This is a genomic window from Nocardiopsis lambiniae (genome assembly GCF_031845465.1).
GTDB lineage: Bacteria > Actinomycetota > Actinomycetes > Streptosporangiales > Streptosporangiaceae > Nocardiopsis > Nocardiopsis lambiniae.
On sequence record NZ_JAVREP010000013.1, the window covers coordinates 25,920 to 39,892 of the forward strand.

Annotated in this window: 15 protein-coding genes; 12 read left to right on the forward strand and 3 right to left on the reverse strand. The window is 72.2% G+C overall.

Going from position 1 to position 13,973, the window contains the following annotated elements; all coding sequences use genetic code 11:
- Positions 1-22: 22 nt before the first annotated feature.
- Both RM479_RS18755 and RM479_RS18760 read right to left on the reverse strand, forming a co-directional pair.
- Positions 23-796 carry an LON peptidase substrate-binding domain-containing protein gene (locus RM479_RS18755; RefSeq protein WP_311513027.1) on the reverse strand — a complete coding sequence of 258 codons (774 nt, stop codon included), beginning with the start codon at positions 794-796 and terminating at the stop codon, positions 23-25.
- Between the two features lie 94 nt (positions 797-890).
- Complete coding sequence (locus RM479_RS18760; RefSeq protein WP_274807848.1) at positions 891-1,451, reverse strand: ferritin; 561 nt, start codon at positions 1,449-1,451, stop codon at positions 891-893.
- Positions 1,452-1,698: 247 nt separating this feature from the next.
- Here RM479_RS18760 and hisD point away from each other — a divergent pair, with 247 nt between their 5' ends.
- From hisD to RM479_RS18805, 9 genes are all read left to right on the forward strand, one after another.
- Positions 1,699-3,000 carry a histidinol dehydrogenase gene (gene hisD, locus RM479_RS18765; protein WP_311513028.1) on the forward strand — a complete coding sequence of 434 codons (1,302 nt, stop codon included), beginning with the start codon at positions 1,699-1,701 and terminating at the stop codon, positions 2,998-3,000.
- A gap of 94 nt (positions 3,001-3,094) precedes the next feature.
- Positions 3,095-4,192, forward strand: a complete 1,098-nt coding sequence (locus RM479_RS18770) for a histidinol-phosphate transaminase (RefSeq protein WP_311513029.1) — start codon at positions 3,095-3,097, stop codon at positions 4,190-4,192.
- Between the two features lie 39 nt (positions 4,193-4,231).
- On the forward strand, positions 4,232-4,825 hold the full coding sequence (gene hisB / locus RM479_RS18775; RefSeq protein WP_274807851.1) for an imidazoleglycerol-phosphate dehydratase HisB: 594 nt from the start codon (positions 4,232-4,234) through the stop codon (positions 4,823-4,825).
- Positions 4,826-4,984, forward strand: coding sequence for a hypothetical protein (locus tag RM479_RS18780; RefSeq protein ID WP_274807852.1), 159 nt, complete (start codon positions 4,826-4,828; stop codon positions 4,982-4,984). It abuts the gene before it with no gap.
- 13 nt (positions 4,985-4,997) lie between these two features.
- On the forward strand, positions 4,998-5,660 hold the full coding sequence (gene hisH, locus RM479_RS18785) for an imidazole glycerol phosphate synthase subunit HisH (RefSeq protein ID WP_311513030.1): 663 nt from the start codon (positions 4,998-5,000) through the stop codon (positions 5,658-5,660).
- Between the two features lie 30 nt (positions 5,661-5,690).
- Positions 5,691-6,443, forward strand: coding sequence for a bifunctional 1-(5-phosphoribosyl)-5-((5-phosphoribosylamino)methylideneamino)imidazole-4-carboxamide isomerase/phosphoribosylanthranilate isomerase PriA (priA, locus tag RM479_RS18790; protein WP_311513031.1), 753 nt, complete (start codon positions 5,691-5,693; stop codon positions 6,441-6,443).
- Complete coding sequence (gene hisF, locus RM479_RS18795; RefSeq protein ID WP_311513032.1) at positions 6,440-7,213, forward strand: imidazole glycerol phosphate synthase subunit HisF; 774 nt, start codon at positions 6,440-6,442, stop codon at positions 7,211-7,213. The genes priA and hisF overlap by 4 nt, the downstream gene beginning before the upstream one ends.
- 430 nt (positions 7,214-7,643) lie before the next feature.
- Positions 7,644-9,623, forward strand: coding sequence for an ABC transporter ATP-binding protein (locus RM479_RS18800; protein WP_397222562.1), 1,980 nt, complete (start codon positions 7,644-7,646; stop codon positions 9,621-9,623).
- Positions 9,620-11,470 (forward strand): ABC transporter ATP-binding protein, encoded by a 1,851-nt coding sequence (locus RM479_RS18805; protein WP_311513033.1) that lies wholly within the window; start codon positions 9,620-9,622, stop codon positions 11,468-11,470. The genes RM479_RS18800 and RM479_RS18805 overlap by 4 nt, the downstream gene beginning before the upstream one ends.
- Before the next feature lie 10 nt (positions 11,471-11,480).
- On the opposite strand, the gene RM479_RS18810 is transcribed toward RM479_RS18805, so the two are convergent.
- Complete coding sequence (locus RM479_RS18810) at positions 11,481-12,482, reverse strand: sugar isomerase (protein WP_311513034.1); 1,002 nt, start codon at positions 12,480-12,482, stop codon at positions 11,481-11,483.
- A gap of 122 nt (positions 12,483-12,604) precedes the next feature.
- On the opposite strand from RM479_RS18810, the gene hisI reads away from it, so the two are divergent.
- Genes hisI through RM479_RS18825 form a run of 3 tightly spaced genes read left to right on the forward strand, consistent with a single transcriptional unit; the run spans position 12,605 to position 13,922 of the window.
- A complete protein-coding gene (hisI, locus tag RM479_RS18815; protein WP_311513035.1) occupies positions 12,605-12,949 on the forward strand; it encodes a phosphoribosyl-AMP cyclohydrolase in 345 nt (114 codons plus the stop codon).
- Complete coding sequence (locus RM479_RS18820) at positions 12,946-13,650, forward strand: Trp biosynthesis-associated membrane protein (RefSeq protein ID WP_311513036.1); 705 nt, start codon at positions 12,946-12,948, stop codon at positions 13,648-13,650. The genes hisI and RM479_RS18820 overlap by 4 nt, the downstream gene beginning before the upstream one ends.
- Positions 13,650-13,922 (forward strand): HGxxPAAW family protein, encoded by a 273-nt coding sequence (locus RM479_RS18825; protein WP_274807860.1) that lies wholly within the window; start codon positions 13,650-13,652, stop codon positions 13,920-13,922. Before RM479_RS18820 ends, RM479_RS18825 begins: the two co-directional genes overlap by 1 nt.
- The last annotated feature ends 51 nt before the right edge of the window (positions 13,923-13,973 follow it).

A 13,973-nucleotide genomic window follows, 5' to 3' on the forward strand; every position in this document is an offset into this window, starting at 1 on the left:
GACGGGCCAGGGGCGAAGGTCCTCAGTTGAAGGAGACCCCGTTGTTGAGGAAGGGGCCGGCGGGCAGGGTGTTGAGGGTCGGCGTGTGCACGATGCGGTTCTCCCGGCGCAGGAACCGGGCCAGCACCGCCAACCGGGTCGCCGCGTCCTCGGCCTCCAACAGGCGCTGCTTCTCGGACTGGTCGAGCACGACCGTCTCGGACAGGGCGTAGGACAGCGGGATCGGTTCCTTGGGCATCTCCGAGAACGCCCCCGTGCTCAACCCCGCCGCGGACAACCGCTCCCGGTAGATCTCGAACAGCGTTCGCGCCCGTTCGGCGTGCTCCTCGGCGTCCGGGCCCGCCGCCTCGGGCAGGAACCCCACCGAGGCGGTCGGATAGACGTCGGGGGAGGAGGCGTCGACCTCCGTCAGGTCCTCGATGGAGAACCGGGTGCCGCCCTCGATCACCAGGTCGTAGCGGCCGTCGTCGTAGGTGCGCACGTTGCGGACCAACGCGGTGCAGCCGACGCCGCTCACCCGCGGCAACCGGACGTCACCCCCCAGGGTGGGCGCCCCCACCGTGCTCTCGGCGCTCTGCGCCGACGAGGTGCCCGCCACCTCGTGTCCCAGTTCGATCCACACCACCCCGAAACGCCGGGGCGAGCGATCGCGCACGGCGGGCTCGCCCCGGGTGAGGGTGGGGCCGAGCAGTTCGGCCACCAACCGGCGGTAACGCGGTTCGAAGACGTGCAGGGGGACGTTCACACCGGGGAACAGAACGGTGTTCAACGGAAAGATCGGCAGAGCCTGGACCATGGCCCCAGTATGCCTTTCGTCACGGCGGCCGAGGCCCGGACACCCGGAGGGGCGCCCGGCTCCCACCGGGCGCCCCTGGGGCGTCGAACGAGACTCAGGAGACGGAGGGACCCGCCGTGGTCGGCGCGTCCTGGCTGCCCTTGTCCTCGCTGGGCATGTCACGCGCCACGAAGTTCTCCACGTCGAACAGGTTCCCGTAGGAACGGTCCATCACGTTCAACAGGGTGGACATCTTGGCGATCTCCTCCACCTGCTCCTGAATGAACCACTGGAGGAACTGCTCGCCGGTGTAGTCGTCCTCGTCGCGGGAGACCTTGGCCAGCCGCTGGAACTGGTCGGACACCTCGCGCTCCTGGCGCAGGGCCAGGGCGACCAGGTCGCGCGGCGCGGCGAACTCGGTCTCGATCTCGTCCACGCCCGGGAACGCGAAATCGATGTCCCGGTCGATGAGGTAGCGCACCAGCATCATGGCGTGGTCGCGCTCCTCCAGAGACTGTTCGTAGAACACCCGCGCCAACTGGGGAAGGTCCTGGGTGTCGAACCAGGCGGCGATGGCCACGTACTGGTGGGAGGCCGTCAGCTCATGCCGCACCTGGTCGACGAGGAGTCGGTGGAACTTGGAAAGGCCACTATCGCTGCTCTTGTTCGAAGTCATGTATCCATAATAACGCATGAAAAGCCATTGGGGGAAATCAAGAAACGCCTTGAAATTTGTTAGGCAAGCCTTTCTGAAACTTTTTTAGGTTAGGTATGCCAAAGTAAGGAGGAACTTATTTCGAGTGTTCGTGCGCACTGGTGGCGAATGCCGGAAAGGCGGCCTCTCGCACCTTCGGTTCCGATGTGGCGTCCATCATTCGGACGCCCGAGCCCACCCGTCGGGCGTCGCCCCCTAGACTGGGGTCGTGATCAGTCGAATCGACCTCCGAGGCAGCCAGGACGACCCCCGCGACGCACTCCCGCGCGCGGCGATGGACGTGGCGGACGCCGCCGAGCGCGTGCGCCCCCTCTGCGAGGACGTTCGCCATCGCGGTGTCGAGGCGCTGATCGAGATCACCGAGCGCTTCGACGGGGTCCGCCTCACCGACATCCGTGTCCCCAAGGACACCATCGACGCCGCCCTGACCGACCTCGACCCGGCCGTGCGCGCCGCGCTGGAGGAGTCCATCCGCCGCGCCCGCAAGGTCCACCGGGACCAGCGCCGCACCGACCACACCACCGACGTCGTGCCCGGCGGCACCGTCACCGAACGCTGGATCCCCGTCGACCGCGTCGGCCTCTACGTGCCCGGCGGCCGTGCCGTCTACCCCTCCAGCGTCATCATGAACGTCGTCCCCGCCCAAGAGGCCGGGGTCCGCTCCCTGGCGGTCACCTCACCGCCCCAGAAGGAGTTCGGCGGCCTGCCGCACCCGACGATCCTCGCCGCCTGCGCCCTGCTCGGCGTCGACGAGGTCTACGCCGTCGGCGGAGCCCAGGCCGTCGCCATGTTCGCCTACGGCGCCGGCGACTGCGCCCGCGTCGACATGGTCACCGGGCCGGGCAACATCTGGGTCGCCGCCGCCAAACGCCTTCTCAAGGGCATCATCGGCATCGACGCCGAGGCCGGTCCCACCGAGATCGCGATCCTCGCCGACGCCACCGCCGACCCCGACCACGTCGCCGCCGACCTCATCAGCCAGGCCGAGCACGACGTGGTGGCGGCCTCCGTCCTGGTCACCCCGGACGAGGCCCTGGCCGACGCCGTCATCGAACGCCTGCGCGTCCGCACCGCCGCCACCCGGCACGCCGACCGCGTTCGCGAGGCCCTGTCCGGACCCCAGTCCGGCGTCGTCCTGGTCGACGACCTCGACCACGGCCTCGACGTCGTCAACGCCTACGCCGCCGAACACCTGGAGGTCATGACCGCCGACGCCGCCGCCGTCACCGCCCGCGTGCGCAACGCCGGGGCGATCTTCGTCGGCGCCTTCTCCCCGGTCTCCCTCGGCGACTACGCCGCGGGATCCAACCACGTGCTGCCCACCGGCGGCTGCGCCTGCCACAGCGGCGGCCTCAGCGTGCAGACCTTCCTGCGCGGGGTGCACGTCGTCACCTACGACCGCGACGCGCTGGCCGATGTCGCCCATCACGTCATCACCCTGGCCGAGGCCGAGGACCTGCCCGCCCACGGCGAGGCCGTCGCCGCGCGGCTCACCCCGCCCACGGCCTGAACCGCGACGAAACCGGACGGTGGCCGACGCCCCGGGCCCGCGCGCCCGTGCGGCCCCACCGGGGTCCCGTGCGCCCCACCGACCACGACCGACCATGAGCGTGACACCCGTGAGCTTCACTCTGAACGACCTGCCACTCCGCGACGACCTGCGCGGCCGCTCGCCCTACGGGGCACCGCAGCTCGACGTCCCGGTGGTCCTCAACACCAACGAGAACCCGCACCCGCCGTCGAAGCGCCTGGCCCGCGCCCTGGCCGACGCCGTCGCCGAGACCGCGCTGGGCCTCAACCGCTACCCGGACCGCGACGCCGTCCGCCTGCGGCGGGGACTCGCCGACTACCTCGGCCACGACCTCGGCACCGCCAACGTGTGGGCGGCCAACGGCTCCAACGAGATCCTCCAGCAGATCCTCCAGGCCTTCGGCGGCCCCGGCCGGGTCGCCATGGGCTTCGAGCCGTCCTACTCGATGCACCCCATCATCTCCCGCGGCACCGGCACCGGCTGGGTGTCGGTGCCCCGTGACGCGGACTTCCGCGTCGACGTCGACGCCGCCCTGGCCGCCATCGCCGAGCACGCGCCCAGCGTCGTCTTCCTGACCTCGCCCAACAACCCCACCGGCACCGCGCTGGACATCGCCGACATCGAGCGGGTCACCGCCGCCGCGCCCGGCGTCGTCGTCGTCGACGAGGCCTACGCGGAGTTCCGCCGCGAGGGCACCCCCAGCGCCCTGGCCCTGCTCGCGGACCACCCGCGCCTCATCGTCTCGCGCACCATGTCCAAGGCGTTCGCGCTGGCCGGGGCCCGCCTGGGCTACCTGGCCGCGCACCCGGCCGTCGTCGACGCCCTCCAGCTCGTCCGCCTGCCCTACCACCTGTCGGCCGTCACCCAGACCGTCGCCCTGGTCGCCCTGGACCACGCCGACGAGCTCCTCGGCGCCGTCGACGACCTGCGCGCCGAACGCGACGCCCTGGTGGAGTGGCTGCGCGCCCACGATTTCGCCGTCGCCGACTCCGACGCCAACTTCGTCCTGTTCGGCGCGTTCGAGGACCGCACCGAGGTCTGGAAGGCCATGCTCGACCGGCAGGTCCTCATCCGCGAGGTCGGCCCGCCCGGCTGGCTGCGCGTCACCGTCGGCACCCCGTCGGAGATGGCCGCGTTCCGCGACGCGCTGCTCGCCGTCACCGGGCGCTGAACCGGCCCGGACCCCGTTTTCCCACAGGAGGAACCCACCATGAGCCGTATCGGACGCGTCGAGCGCGCCACCAAGGAGACCAAGGTCCTGGTCGAGATCGACCTCGACGGCACCGGCGTCGCCGACGTCTCCACGGGCGTCGGCTTCTTCGACCACATGCTCGACCAGCTCGCCAAGCACGGTCTGTTCGATCTGACCGTGCGCACCGAGGGCGACCTGCACATCGACTCCCACCACACGATGGAGGACACCGCCCTGGCCCTGGGCGCCGCCTTCCGCGAGGCCCTGGGCGACAAGACCGGCATCCGCCGCTTCGCCGACGCCAAGGTGCCCCTGGACGAGGCGCTCGCCGAGGTGACCGTCGACGTCTCGGGCCGCCCTTACCTGGTGCACGGCGAACCCGAGGGCATGGCCCCGATGATCGGCGGCGACTACGACACCACCATGACCCGCCACATCCTGGAGTCGTTCGTCGCCCAGGCCCGGGTCGCCCTGCACGTCCACGTCCCCTACGGCCGCAACGCCCACCACATCGTCGAGTGCCAGTTCAAGGCGCTGGCGCGGGCGCTGCGCTTCGCCACGGAGAAGGACCCCCGCGTCACCGGGGTCCCCTCCACCAAGGGCGCCCTGTAGATGGACGATCTGTGGGGACTGGCCCTGATCGTGCTGGGCGGCTTCCTCGGCGGAGGCGCCTACGCGCTGTGGAAGGTCAACAAGCCCATCGCCGTCGCCCTGGCCGGGTGCACGGTGCTCGCCGTGGTCTCGGGCGCGCTGCGCCTGGGCTACTTCTAAGGGGAGGAACCCCATGCCGTCACGCGTGGTCGTCTTCGACTACGGGTCGGGCAACCTGCGCTCGGCCCAGCGCGCCATGGAACGCACCGGCGCCGACGTCACCGTCACCTCCGACCCGCACGCCGCCTTGGACGCCGACGGCCTGGTCGTCCCCGGCGTGGGCGCCTTCAGCGCCTGCATGGCGGGTCTGAAGGCGGCGCACGGCGACCGCATCATCGGCCGTCGTCTCGCCGGCGGACGCCCCGTCCTGGGCATCTGTGTCGGCATGCAGGTGCTCTTCGACAAGGGCGTGGAACGCGCCGACCCGCAGGCCGAGGACCAGGTCACCGACGGCTGTGGCGAATGGCCCGGCACCGTCGAACGCCTGCACGCGCCGATCCTGCCCCACATGGGCTGGAACACCGTCCGTCCCCCGGAGGACTCGCGACTGTTCGCCGGGATCGGGCCGCAGGACCGCTTCTACTTCGTGCACTCCTACGCGGTGCGCGCCTGGGAGCTCGTTCCGCACGACCCGCGCCTCGCCCCGCCCAAGGTGACCTGGGCCGAACACGGCGAGCCGTTCGTGGCCGCCGTCGAGAACGGCCCCCTGTGGGCCACCCAGTTCCACCCGGAGAAGTCCGGCGACGCCGGGGCCCGCATCCTGGCCAACTGGGTCGCCACCCTCCCGCAGACATAGCTTTCGGACCAACGAGCACGAGAAGGCCCCATGACCGGCGAGACCAACCCGCCCGCACTCGAACTCCTGCCCGCCGTGGACGTCGCCGGCGGCCAGGCCGTCCAACTCGTCCAGGGCAAGGCCGGGTCGGGCGGACAGTACGGCGACCCCTTCAAGGCCGCGACGGCCTGGCAGGAGGCCGGCGCCGAGTGGATCCACCTGGTGGACCTGGACGCCGCCTTCGGCCGCGGCCACAACCGCGACCTGCTGCGCGACATCGTCGGCCGCCTCGACGTCAAGGTCGAGATGTCCGGCGGCATCCGCGACGACGAGTCGCTGGCCGCGGCCCTGGCCACGGGCTGTACCCGGGTCAACATCGGCACCGCCGCCCTGGAGAACCCCGAGTGGTGCGCGAAGATCATCGCCGAACACGGCGACAAGATCGCCATCGGCCTGGACGTGCGCGGCACCACCCTGGCCGCGCGCGGCTGGACCCGTGACGGCGGCGACCTCTTCGAGACCCTGGCGCGCCTGGAGTCGGAGGGTTGCGCCCGCTACGTCGTCACCGACGTCAACAAGGACGGCACCCTCAAGGGCCCCAACCTCGACCTGCTGCGCACCGTGTGCGAGCGCACCGACAAGCCCGTCGTGGCCAGCGGCGGCGTCTCCAGCCTGGCCGACCTGCGCGCCATCGCCGCGCTGGTCCCGCTGGGTGTGGAGGGCGCCATCATGGGCACCGCCCTGTACGAGGGCGCGTTCACCCTGGAGGACGCCCTGGCGACCGTCGCGGAGGCCGCCCGGTGAGTCTCGCGGTCCGTGTCATCCCCTGCCTGGACGTCGACGCCGGCCGGGTGGTCAAGGGGGTCAACTTCGAGAACCTGCGCGACGCGGGGGACCCCGTCGAACTCGCCGGCACCTATGACGCCGGCGGCGCCGACGAACTCACCTTCCTGGACGTCACCGCTTCCAGCGGTGACCGGGAGACCACCTACGACGTGGTGCGCCGCACCGCCGACCAGGTGTTCATCCCGCTCACCGTCGGCGGCGGCGTGCGCACCACCGAGGACGTCGACCGGTTGCTGCGCGCCGGGGCCGACAAGGTGGGCGTCAACACCGCGGCGATCGCCCGCCCCGAACTCATCCGTGAGATCGCCGAGCGGTTCGGCCGCCAGGTCCTGGTGCTCTCGGCGGACGTCCGCCGGGTCCGCGAGGGCGACGCCCTCACCCCCAGCGGGTTCGAGGTGACCACGCACGGCGGTCGCCGGGGCACCGGCGTCGACGCCCTGGACTGGTGCGAACGCGCCGCCGAGCTGGGCGCGGGGGAGATCCTCCTCAACTCGATGGACGCCGACGGCACCAAGCGCGGCTTCGACCTGGAACTGATCCGCGCGGTGCGGGCCCGGGTGGGGGTTCCGCTCATCGCCTCCGGCGGGGCGGGCGCGGTCGAGCACTTCGCCCCGGCCGTCGACGCGGGCGCCGACGCGGTCCTGGCCGCCACGGTGTTCCACTTCGGCGAGTTCACCATCGCCGACGTGAAGGAGAGCCTGCGCGGAGCGGGCCACACCGTCCGCTGACCACGACCCGTCCGCGGCCCGTTCCGGGAACGGGCCGCGGACACGGATCCCCCGCGCCGTGGTCGGCCCGACGGGTGGCATTCCGACACGAGTGGAACCGGTGACACCGGCGTCGTCGACCGCGCCCTCCGTGCCCCGGCCGGTCATCGGGGCCGCCGGAGGTCCCGTCTCCGCGGGCGCCCGCCCCTCCTCCCGGGCCCGCGCACCGTCCCGTTCCATCGTCTCCTGGACGGAATAGCACCGATCCGCCCGACGCTGAAACAATCCGGTGGAACCTGTCGGTGCCGCTGGATAGGTTGGCACGACACGCGCCCCGTGCCCTTCGGCATGCCCGAAAGGACGCGGGGCGCCATCGTCGATCCGCGCCGGGAACCCTCCCACGAGGAGCACGCGCCCGGCCGCGCACAGGACCCAGGAGAACGGGACGCGTATGGCGCAGGGCACGGCAACAGCGGGAACGCACACGGAGGAGGAAGCCGACGCCTCACCCGACACCGCGCACAGAGGGGTGTTCGGCCGGGGCATGAGGGTGCTGTGGGTCGCCGCCCGCACCGAACCGTGGATCTTCACCGTCGCCGTCCTCGGTGCCGTGCTGCACGCGGCCGTCACCGTCGGTTCGGCCTCCGTCCTCGGACACCTCACCGATGCCACCATCATCCCGGCCTTCGCCCAGGGGGCCACCACCACCGGGGCCCTCGTCGCGGCCGCCGCCCTGCTCATGGCCGTCGGTCTGGGCAAGGCGATCGGCATCGCCCTGCGCCGCATGCTCGCGGCCCTCATGCAGTTCCGCCTCCAGGCCCGTTACCGCCGCTCCGTCGCCCGCAAGTACCTCGAACTGCCCCTGGCCTGGCACCACCGCCACCCCACGGGACGGCTCCTCTCCAACGCCAACGCCGACGTGGAGGCGGCCTGGCAGCCCCTGGCACCCCTGCCCATGGCCGTGGGCAGCGTCTTCATGCTCGTCATCGCCGCCGTCGCGATGCTCGTCACCGACCCCGTCCTGGCCCTGGTCGCCTTCGTCGTCTTCCCCGTCCTGGTCCTGGCCAACGTCATCTTCCAGCGCCGCGTCTCACCCATGGCCTCCCGCGCCCAGGCGCTGCGCGCCGAGGTCAGCGGTGTCGCCCACGAGTCCTTCGACGGCGCCCTCGTCGTCAAGACCCTCGGCCGCGAGGACACCGAGACCGAACGCTTCACCGAATCCGCCCACCGCCTGCGCGACGCCCTCATCCAGGTCGGTCGGTTGCGTTCCATGTTCGACCCCGTCATGGAGGCCCTGCCCAACTTCGGCGTCCTGGCCGTCCTCCTCCTGGGCATGTGGCGGCTGTCCACCGGGGACATCGAACCCGGCGACCTCGTCCAGATCGCCTTCCTGTTCACCCTGCTGTCCCTGCCCATCCGCTCCTTCGGCTGGATCCTGGGCGATCTGCCCCGCAGCGTCGTGGGCTGGGACCGGGTCCAGTCCGTCCTGCGTTCGGAGGGCTCCATGGAGCACGGCGACCGCGTCCTCGCCGACAGCCCCACGGGCATCGCCCTGAGCGTCCGCGACGTCGTCTTCTCCTACGCCGACTCCTACGACACCGACGGCCGCGACCTCATGGACGACCACGAGGGCGGGCCCCGCACCGTCGTCCTCGGCGGCGTCGACCTGGACATCGCCCCCGGCCGCACCGTCGCCCTCGTCGGCCCCACCGGTTCGGGCAAGTCCACGCTCACCACCGTCCTCATGCGTCTGGTCGACCCCGACGCCGGGACGGTCTCCTACGACGGCGTCGACGTGCGCGACCTGGCCCGCGACCAGATCCCCCGCCACGCCGCACTCGTCCCCCAGAGCACCTTCGTGTTCGAGGACAGCGTCCGCGGCAACGTCACCCTGGGCGAGGACATCGACGACGAGCGGGTGTGGGCCGCCCTGCGGCTGGCCCGCGCCGACGGGTTCGTCGCCGAACTCGACGGCGGCCTCGACGCGCCCCTGGGGGAGAAGGGCACCACCCTCTCCGGCGGCCAACGTCAGCGTCTCGCCCTGGCCCGCGCCGTGGTCCGGCGCCCCCGGCTGCTCATCATGGACGACGCCACCTCCGCCGTGGACCCCCAGATCGAAGCCCAGATCCTCGCCGGCCTGCGCGAACGCGACGCCGCCGCCACCGTGGTCGTCGTCGCCTACCGGCGCGCCACCATCGAACTCGCCGACGAGGTCGTCTACCTCGAACAGGGGCGTGTCCTGGCCCGCGGCGCCCACGCCGACCTCCTGGAGACCTCCCCCGGCTATAACAGGCTCGTGACCGCCTACGAGCGCGCCTCCGCCGAGAACGACGCCGAGCGCGCCCCCCTCCCGGAGGGCCCCGCCCCCGTCGACCCCACCCGCCGAGCCGCGGTCCGCGGCGACGACCTCACCGAGGAGACGAGCCGATGAGCGCGCCCACCCGCACCCGGGACCGTGGTGAACCCACCGTCGACGGGAGCGACGCGCCGACGCGCGCCGATTCCCCGGTGTCCCTGCACCGGTCCACCGGCTCGGCCATGGACACCCTCCGCCGCGGCCTGCGCCTGTCCCCGGAGTTCGCCAAGGGGCTGTGGCTGACCCTGGTGTTCGCGGTCGTCGCGACCGTCGGCAAGGTCGTCGTGCCCGTCGCCGTCCAACAGATCATCGACAACGGCCTCGTCACCGAGGGCGGCCCCGACCTCGGGTTCGTCGCCCGGATGGTCGGCGTCTGCGCCGCCCTGCTCGCCTGCACCATGGTCTGCTCGTACCTGATGAACGTGCGCCTGTACAAGGCCACCGAGTCGGGGCTGGCGACCCTGCGGCGCAAGGCCTTCCGGCACGTCCACGACCTGTCCGTCCTCACCCAGAACAGCGAGCGCAAGGGCGCCCTGGTCTCCCGCGTCACCAGCGACGTCGACCAGATCAGCACGTTCATGCAGTGGGGAGGCATCCTCCTCATCGTCAGCACCGGGCAGCTCCTCGTCGCCACCACCCTCATGGCGGTGTACTCCTGGCAGCTCACCATCGTCGTGTGGGTCTGCTTCCTGCCGCTGCTGTTCGGTGTGCGCTGGCTCCAAAGGCTCCTGTCGAAGGCCTACCTGAAGGTCCGCGAGCGCACCGGCGACATGCTCGGTGTCATCGGCGAGACGGTCATGGGCGCCGCCGTCATCCGTGCCCACGGCACCGAGGAGCGCACCGCCGACCGTATCGACAGGTCCGTCCTGGCCACCCGGCGCGCCCAGGTGCGCGCCCAGCGCCTGTCCGTGGCGGTCTCCCCGTTCGCCGAGATCGTCTCCGCGGTGGGCAACACCGCGGTCGTCCTCATCGGTGTGTGGCTGGGCCTGGACGGCGACCTCACCGCCGGCCGCCTCATCGCGTTCCTGTTCCTGATGACCCTGTTCATCCAGCCGATGATGATGGCCACCGAGATCTTCAACGAGGCCCAGAACGCCATCGCCGGTTGGCGTCGGGTGCTGGGCGTCCTGGACACCGTCCCCGACATCGCCGACCCCGGCGAGGCCGGCCGGGTCCTGCCGCGCGGACCCGTCCGGGTCGACTTCGACCGTGTGAGCTACTCCTACCCCGACGGCCCCGTCGTCCTGGACGACGTGTCCGTGGAGATCGCCCCCGGCACCCGGCTCGCCGTGGTGGGGGAGACGGGTTCGGGCAAGACCACCTTCGTCAAGCTCCTCACCCGTCTGATGGACCCCGAGCACGGCACCGTCCTGCTGGACGGGGTCGACCTGCGCGACGTCGCGTTCTCCTCACTGCGCGGACGCGTCGTCATGGTCCCGCAGGAGGGCTTCCTCTTCGACAGCTCCCTGGGCGACAACATCCGCTTCGCCCGCCCCGAGAGCACCGACGTCGAACTGGAGGCCGCCATCACCGACCTGGGTCTCGCGGAGTGGCTCGACAGCCTCGCCCACGGTCTGGACACCCCGGTGGGCCAGCGCGGTGAGTCCCTGTCGGCGGGCGAGCGCCAGCTCGTCGCGCTCATCCGCGCCTATGTCGCCGACCCCGACCTGTTGGTCCTGGACGAGGCGACCTCCGCCGTCGACCCGCACACCGAGATGCGCATCCAGCGCGCTCTGGACCGGCTCACCCGGGGTCGTACCTCCGTGGCCATCGCGCACCGCCTGTCCACCGCCGAGGCCGCCGACCGCGTCCTGGTGTTCGACGACGGGCGCATCGTCCAGAGCGGTTCCCACACCGAACTGGTCGCCCGGCCGGGCGTCTACGCCGACCTGTACGCCTCCTGGGTGCGCTCCTCGGCGTGAGGGGCCGCGTTCACCGACCCGGCGAACCCCACCAGTGGGCCGCCAGCAGGCCCGGGACCACGGTCTCGGCCATGAGGGAGACGTCCGGGTCGGTGTCGCCCGGGTAGCGCACCGTCAGCTCCGCCCCCGGCACGCGTTCGCGGCCGGGGGTGGGGCCCACCGCCACGAACCGGCCCCGCAGCTGCCCCAGGTGTTCGGAGAACCGTTCGTCGTAGGTGGAACCGGCGAACAGCAACGCCCGATAGTCCGTCCGGGCCGCCATGTACCGGTCGGTGTGCGACCACTCCCCGGTCTCGCAGGTCCGCGCCACCATCACCGGGCCCTTGCGCAGCAACTGCGCGCCCTGCACGGCCGACACCGTCCGCTCGGCCGGCGCCACCAGGTGCACACCGTGCGATGACGTCAACGTCTCGGCGGCCTCCGGAACCCACGTGGGCGCCGACGACGTCAACGCCTGCACCGCGTTGGCCGTCCGCCGCAACAACCCCGGCAGGGTCCGGCTGCTCCCCAGTACCGGCGCCCCCAGCCGGTGCCCCAGGAGCAACGCCAGCGCCAACGCGTGCTGGTAGGCGCGGCATCCCAGCCCCGCCGCCTCCGCGCCGGCGTGCAGGGGGACCAGCAGGTCCGCGTACCGCGCCACCACCGCGTCGGCGTCCGCCGCCAGCACCACCACCGGGGAACGGCCCACGTACCGGTCCAGGGCCGTGCACAGCTCGCGCTGGCCTCCGCCCAGGCTCACGCCCACCACCAGGGTCTCCGACCCGGCGGGCGGCTCCTGCGCCGACGCCGAGGAGTCCGCGAACGCGCCGATCCCCGCCAGCCGCAACCGGGCCGCCGCGACCTCGCACACGCCCCGGGCCGCCCCGATCCCCAGGAGGCGCACCGCCGCCGGCTCGTCGTCGAGCAACGCCGGCAACGCCGCGTAGGGGTCCCGGCGCGGAAAGCGGTCGGCGAGCGCGGTCAAGGCGGCGGGCATCCCCGCCAGGTCGGCGGCCAGCGCCTCTGCGGTCACGGCAGACCCCCACATCGTCCTGATCGGGCCGCCCCGGGCGGCGGCCTCGCGCACGCACTCTAACCTCCCGGGGAGAGCGCCCCGGTGACGCGGGCCCGACGGCCGCCCATAACCTGGAGGGCATGAGTGTCACCAGCCTCGATCCGGCCATCGCCGCCCGACTCAAGCGCACCGAGGACGGTCTCGTCCCCGCCGTCGTGCAGCAGCACGACACGGGCGAGGTCCTCATGCTCGCCTGGATGGACGACGAGGCGCTGCACCGCACCCTCACCACCGGGACCGCCACCTATTGGTCGCGCAGTCGCGGCGAGTACTGGGTCAAGGGGGCCACCTCCGGCAACACCCAGCGTGTGGTGTCGGTCGCACTCGACTGTGACGGCGACACCCTGCTGCTCCGCGTCGAACAGACCGGGGCCGCCTGCCACACCGGTGACCGCACCTGCTTCGACGCGGGACGGCTGCTGTGACCTCTCCCACGCCCCGGGCCCGCCGCGAATACGGGATCGCCGTCGTCGGTCTGGTCGTCGGCGCCGCGCTCCTGCTCGCCTCGGCCGGGCGTGTGTGGGCCACCGGCGACCTCACCGCCGCCGGGCCGGTCTCCGCCGCCCCGGTCGAGGTCACCGGCGCGGACCTCACCGGCGTCCCGAGCGGTATCGGCTGGGCCGGTCTGGCCGGGATCGCCGCGCTCCACGCCGCCCGCGGACGGTTCCGGCGCCTCATCGGCGCCCTCCTGGCCTTGGGCGGTGTCCACAGCCTCATCGCCATCGTCGGCGCCGTGCGCCCGGAGGCGCTCACCGCCGCCGTCGACGACGCCGCCTCCGTCGGCGCGGCCCGGGCCGACGGGGTGCCCGACCTCATCGTCGTCGGCCCCGCCATGGCTGCGGCGGGTGCCGTCCTGCTCTTCCTGGTGGGGGTCCTCGCGCTGGTGCGCGCCCCCTCATGGCCCGGTATGGGGAACCGGTACGATCGGGACGCCGCACCGCGCGCGGACCACACCTCGACACCCGCCGACCTGTGGAGATCTCTCGACGCCGGTGACGACCCCACACTCGACGCCCCCGGTGGCGACACGGCCCCCGCGCAGCCCGCGGGACGTGCCGCCACCGGGGACGGCACCGCACCCGCACAGCCGACCGCCCGGTCGGCCGACTCGAAGGAGAAGCCCTGATGTCCGCTGATGAACACCACGACGACCACGGCAACACCGTCTCCGCCTGGTTCCTCACCGTTTCCTGGATCGTCGCCTGGTCCGTCGCGGCCGTGGCCATCATCTTCGGTGGCGACCTCATCACCTGGGTCGTCGTCGGCCTGGTCGCCAGCGTCGTGCTGGCGGTCGTCGCCGGTGTGATGAAGAAGGCGGGCCTGGGCCGCAAGGAGCCGCGCCCGGTGCCGCCGACCCGTGAGGAGTGGGAGGCGGCCAACAAGAAGGCCGTCGCCTAGACCTTTTCCGCCTCTCGGGGGACCCGCCCATGGGATCTCGCGGCCACATCC

Coding starts and splice junctions, on each gene's coding strand:
- RM479_RS18780 (WP_274807852.1), top strand. CDS start 4,826: ATGGACGATCTGTGGGGACTGGCCCTGATCGTGCTGGGCGGCTTCCTC.
- RM479_RS18825 (WP_274807860.1), top strand. CDS start 13,650: ATGTCCGCTGATGAACACCACGACGACCACGGCAACACCGTCTCCGCC.
- RM479_RS18755 (WP_311513027.1), bottom strand. CDS start 796: ATGGTCCAGGCTCTGCCGATCTTTCCGTTGAACACCGTTCTGTTCCCC.
- RM479_RS18800 (WP_397222562.1), top strand. CDS start 7,644: ATGGCGCAGGGCACGGCAACAGCGGGAACGCACACGGAGGAGGAAGCC.
- RM479_RS18805 (WP_311513033.1), top strand. CDS start 9,620: ATGAGCGCGCCCACCCGCACCCGGGACCGTGGTGAACCCACCGTCGAC.
- hisH (WP_311513030.1), top strand. CDS start 4,998: ATGCCGTCACGCGTGGTCGTCTTCGACTACGGGTCGGGCAACCTGCGC.
- hisB (WP_274807851.1), top strand. CDS start 4,232: ATGAGCCGTATCGGACGCGTCGAGCGCGCCACCAAGGAGACCAAGGTC.
- hisI (WP_311513035.1), top strand. CDS start 12,605: ATGAGTGTCACCAGCCTCGATCCGGCCATCGCCGCCCGACTCAAGCGC.
- RM479_RS18770 (WP_311513029.1), top strand. CDS start 3,095: ATGAGCGTGACACCCGTGAGCTTCACTCTGAACGACCTGCCACTCCGC.
- RM479_RS18760 (WP_274807848.1), bottom strand. CDS start 1,451: ATGACTTCGAACAAGAGCAGCGATAGTGGCCTTTCCAAGTTCCACCGA.
- priA (WP_311513031.1), top strand. CDS start 5,691: ATGACCGGCGAGACCAACCCGCCCGCACTCGAACTCCTGCCCGCCGTG.